Origin of the sequence: Nocardia puris, assembly GCF_003315035.1 — a bacterium.
GTDB lineage: Bacteria > Actinomycetota > Actinomycetes > Mycobacteriales > Mycobacteriaceae > Nocardia > Nocardia puris.
On the sequence record NZ_QNRE01000047.1, the window covers coordinates 1 to 3215 of the forward strand.

At 66.9% G+C, this 3215-nt stretch carries 5 protein-coding genes; 3 read left to right on the forward strand and 2 right to left on the reverse strand.

Translation table 11 applies throughout. From position 1 onward, the window contains the following. The first annotated feature begins 27 nt into the window (after window positions 1-27). The 3 genes from DFR74_RS35115 to DFR74_RS35125 are packed head-to-tail and all read left to right on the forward strand — an operon-like array spanning window position 28 to window position 1931. Complete coding sequence (locus DFR74_RS35115; protein WP_459178110.1) at window positions 28-1041, forward strand: HNH/ENDO VII family nuclease; 1014 nt, start codon at window positions 28-30, stop codon at window positions 1039-1041. 15 nt (window positions 1042-1056) lie between these two features. After that, window positions 1057-1500 (forward strand): ankyrin repeat domain-containing protein, encoded by a 444-nt coding sequence (locus DFR74_RS35120; RefSeq protein ID WP_067514766.1) that lies wholly within the window; start codon window positions 1057-1059, stop codon window positions 1498-1500. Continuing rightward, complete coding sequence (locus DFR74_RS35125) at window positions 1497-1931, forward strand: YbaB/EbfC family nucleoid-associated protein (RefSeq protein ID WP_113975434.1); 435 nt, start codon at window positions 1497-1499, stop codon at window positions 1929-1931. The genes DFR74_RS35120 and DFR74_RS35125 overlap by 4 nt, the downstream gene beginning before the upstream one ends. A 19-nt stretch (window positions 1932-1950) precedes the next feature. On the opposite strand, the gene DFR74_RS35130 is transcribed toward DFR74_RS35125, so the two are convergent. Then, window positions 1951-2742 carry an MmyB family transcriptional regulator gene (locus DFR74_RS35130; RefSeq protein ID WP_170160864.1) on the reverse strand — a complete coding sequence of 264 codons (792 nt, stop codon included), beginning with the start codon at window positions 2740-2742 and terminating at the stop codon, window positions 1951-1953. Between the two features lie 176 nt (window positions 2743-2918). Then, the coding region (locus tag DFR74_RS36490) for an MmyB family transcriptional regulator (RefSeq protein WP_170160865.1) at window positions 2919-3215 on the reverse strand (297 nt) is incomplete at its 5' end.

The following is a 3215-nucleotide window of genomic DNA, read 5'->3' on the forward strand; positions in this document are numbered from 1 at the left end:
GATTCCGGTGAGCCGTCGTGGTGGGGTCTGGTCGCTGAGTACACCCAGGGCGAGTTGTGGCCCAACGCGCAGATCGACACCCTGCGTGACGCGGCAACAGGGTGGAGCTGGTGCTCCGAGCAGTTGGCGACGCATCTGAACTTTCAACCCGCCCGCGACGCGATCGCTGGCCAGCAGTCCCCGGAAGTGCAGCAGATCCTGGACCAGATCACGGTCCTGGAGAATCAGGCTCGGATGTTGTCCGAGCAGTTCATGACGCTGGCTCGTGGTCTGGTCGGCTACGCCCAGGCGGTGGAGGACACCCGCAATGAGATCCTGAAGACCCTCGGGGAGTTCGTCGTGCTGGGCGCGGCGGTCGAGGGTGTGTCGTGGGTGTTGGCCGGGCCGACCGGCGGGCTGTCGGTGCTCGGCGGCAACGGTGCGCTCGCGGCTCGCGCGGCGGTCGTGGGGACGCGGATCGCGGCCGCGTGTCGTGGCTTGGTCGTGACCGCTGAAGCGACGGGGCTTCCGGTGATCGCGGCGACGGGCGCGTTCGTACGCTCGGTGCAGGAGTTGACACCGTTGCTGACCTCGCAGGTCAGCCTGCTCACCGCGCAATCGGCTGGTCTGGTCAACCCGTTGACTCTCGATGATCTCCGGCTGTTGTCGAGAACCCGCCCGTACTTGCGTGTCACTACGACCAGGCCGGTGTATGCCGGTGCGCCGAAGGTCACGGTGAACGGGCAGGAGTTCTATATCAGCGCTACCGACCGGAGTGTTCTGATCCCGGTCAGCGGCAAGTATGACGACCCCGCGATCCTGAAACTTCCCAAAGACCCGCGCAACGAGTACTTCCTCGGCGCGAACGGGGTGAAGTATCCGGTCGACTCCAGGCCGGTGATGGGGCATCGCTACGGTCACGAGTTCTGGCGGATGCGCGAAGACGCGCTGCGCGAGGGCATGACCTGGAAGGAGTTCTGCGACTATGTCAATGACCCGAAGTTCTATCGCATAGAGGATGCTCCCGGGAACTCGCGCCACACCTTCGAAGCACCCAGGTAGGAGGAACGACCGCTCATGTGGAAGAAGAAGCCACCCGCCGTCACCCGTGACCGCGCCGGTCGCACCGCGCTCCACTATGCTGCCGCCGACGTCGACGGCGCTCCGGCCCGCGTTGCCGAACTACTCGCCGCGGGCTACGACCCCAACGACCGCGACAACGACGGCGTCACACCGCTGCACGCCGCCGCCGAAGGTAGCAGCGTCGAGTCGGTCCGAGCGCTCCTCGACGCAGGCGCCGACGTCAACGCCCAAGACTCCCAGGGGGATGTACCGCTCTACTACGCGTTCCGTAGCCCGTGGAGCAGCGCCCAGGTGGTTCAGCTCCTGCGCGACCGGGGCGCTGACCCGCTGCTGGCCAACCATCAGGGCTACACCCCGCTGTCGTTCCTCGCGATGCTGTCCAACAAGCCGGAGTTACGGGCCGTGTTCGCCGACCTGCTCGATGACGAACCGGCATGACCGACGTCGATGACTGGGAAGCCCGGCTCGCCCACGAACTCGACGACATCCGGGCAAGTACCCAGCAACTCCGCGCGGCGGTGGCTGCGATTCGCGGGCGTGCCGACAAGCATGGCGTCACCGTCGAGGTCGACGCGCGCGGCGAGATCACCGAGCTGCGGATCTCGCCGGCGGCGATGCGGACCTCGAACACCCAACTCAGCACGGTGATCACCGAGACCTACCGGGCCGCACGCGCTGAGGCATCGGCGAAGGTGAACCGCGCCCTCCGATCCGCCGACCCGCGCCTGCGCGCGGCCACCGAACAACTGAAAATCGCACGCTCGCAACCGAACACCGCGCCGTCGCGCCCGATGACCGAGGACGAGATCCAAGCCGCCGACGACGAATTCTTCGAGCGCCGCAACCGGGACGGCTGGACGAACCACTGACCCGCCCCCGAGGAGTCTCTCAGCAGGCGATCGCGGTGGGGCAGGTTCTCTCGGCCGGGTTGTAGAGGCCGTGGGTGAGGCAGACGTCGGGGCAGGCGTTGTATTGGTCGATCTCGATGCTGAGCGCGAGGGTTTGTGTGGTGCACGGCAGCGTTATCTGGAACGGTGCCGGGCGTGAGGTGTCGTAGGCGACTTGCATGGGGGTGCTGTCCCACGCTTCGCGGAATTCCCTGTGTGTGCGTAGGTTTCGGAACAGGGTGCGTGCTCGGGGTGCGTCGCGGTGGCGTCCGAGTGCTGGGCGCAAGAGGGTGACGAAGTATCGGAGTTCGCCGTCCCAGTTGTCGATGATGTCGCGGGCTGTGGGGGTGAGCATCCATTGGATGATGTTGTGGTCGGCTTCGGCGAGGCCGGGCATGACGCGGTGGAAGGTGCGGTTGGCGTGCAGGACGGTTTGGAGGGGGTCGGTGTAGGCGGCCAGGATGTCGCGGGTGTCGAGGTGGTTGAGGTGGGCGTGCACGCCGAGGTTGGTGAGGTGGCGGCGCATGTCCGCGGTGAGTGCGAGTTCGGCGGAGGGTTGGATCAGTTCGTGTAGGTGGCGTCGCTGTGCGGGGGTGAGGTCGAAGACGCGGACCAGGCCGTCGAAGGCGCGGGGGCCGGGGATCGTGCGTTTCTGGATGAGCTGGTGGAGGTAGGAGACGCTGATTCCGGCCTGGTGGGCAACGGATTCGCGGGAGAGGTTGTGGTGGTGGCGCAGGTGTTCGACCGAGTGGTGGAAGTCGGGCATCCCGGTGAGTGCGGGAGATGTCAGCATCTCACCGCGCTCGTTTCTGCGGGGGTTCGTGGTTTGTTTCGTTCGTGTGTGACCGGCGAAGTGCCGGTTGAGGGTCGTGTTGGCTGATGGGGGTGGGTCTGGCTGGCATTGCGTGTTTCCTGTTCGTGGGTCGAGTCTCGCCGGGCATCGCGAGGCGGGGTCGGGCTGTGAACTGGTCATGGTTGCGGCTGGTCGGCGGGGTCGCGGTAGGCGAAGCCGAAGTGGAGGTCGGTGCCTTGTGCGCCGAGGTGGATGTGCGCGGCGTAGGGCTGGCCGGTGGTGGGGTCGCGCAGGTGCACGGGTTGTTCGGTCCGGACGCCGTAGGCGACCGAGAGGCTGGTGTCCCACAGCCGGGTGAAGGTCGCCGCGCCGCGTAACTCCTGGTAGAGGGTGCGTGCGTGGGGGGTGTCGCGGTGGCGGCCGAGCGCGCCGCGTAGCGAGGCGACGAGGTAGGCGGCGGCGCTGTCCCAGTG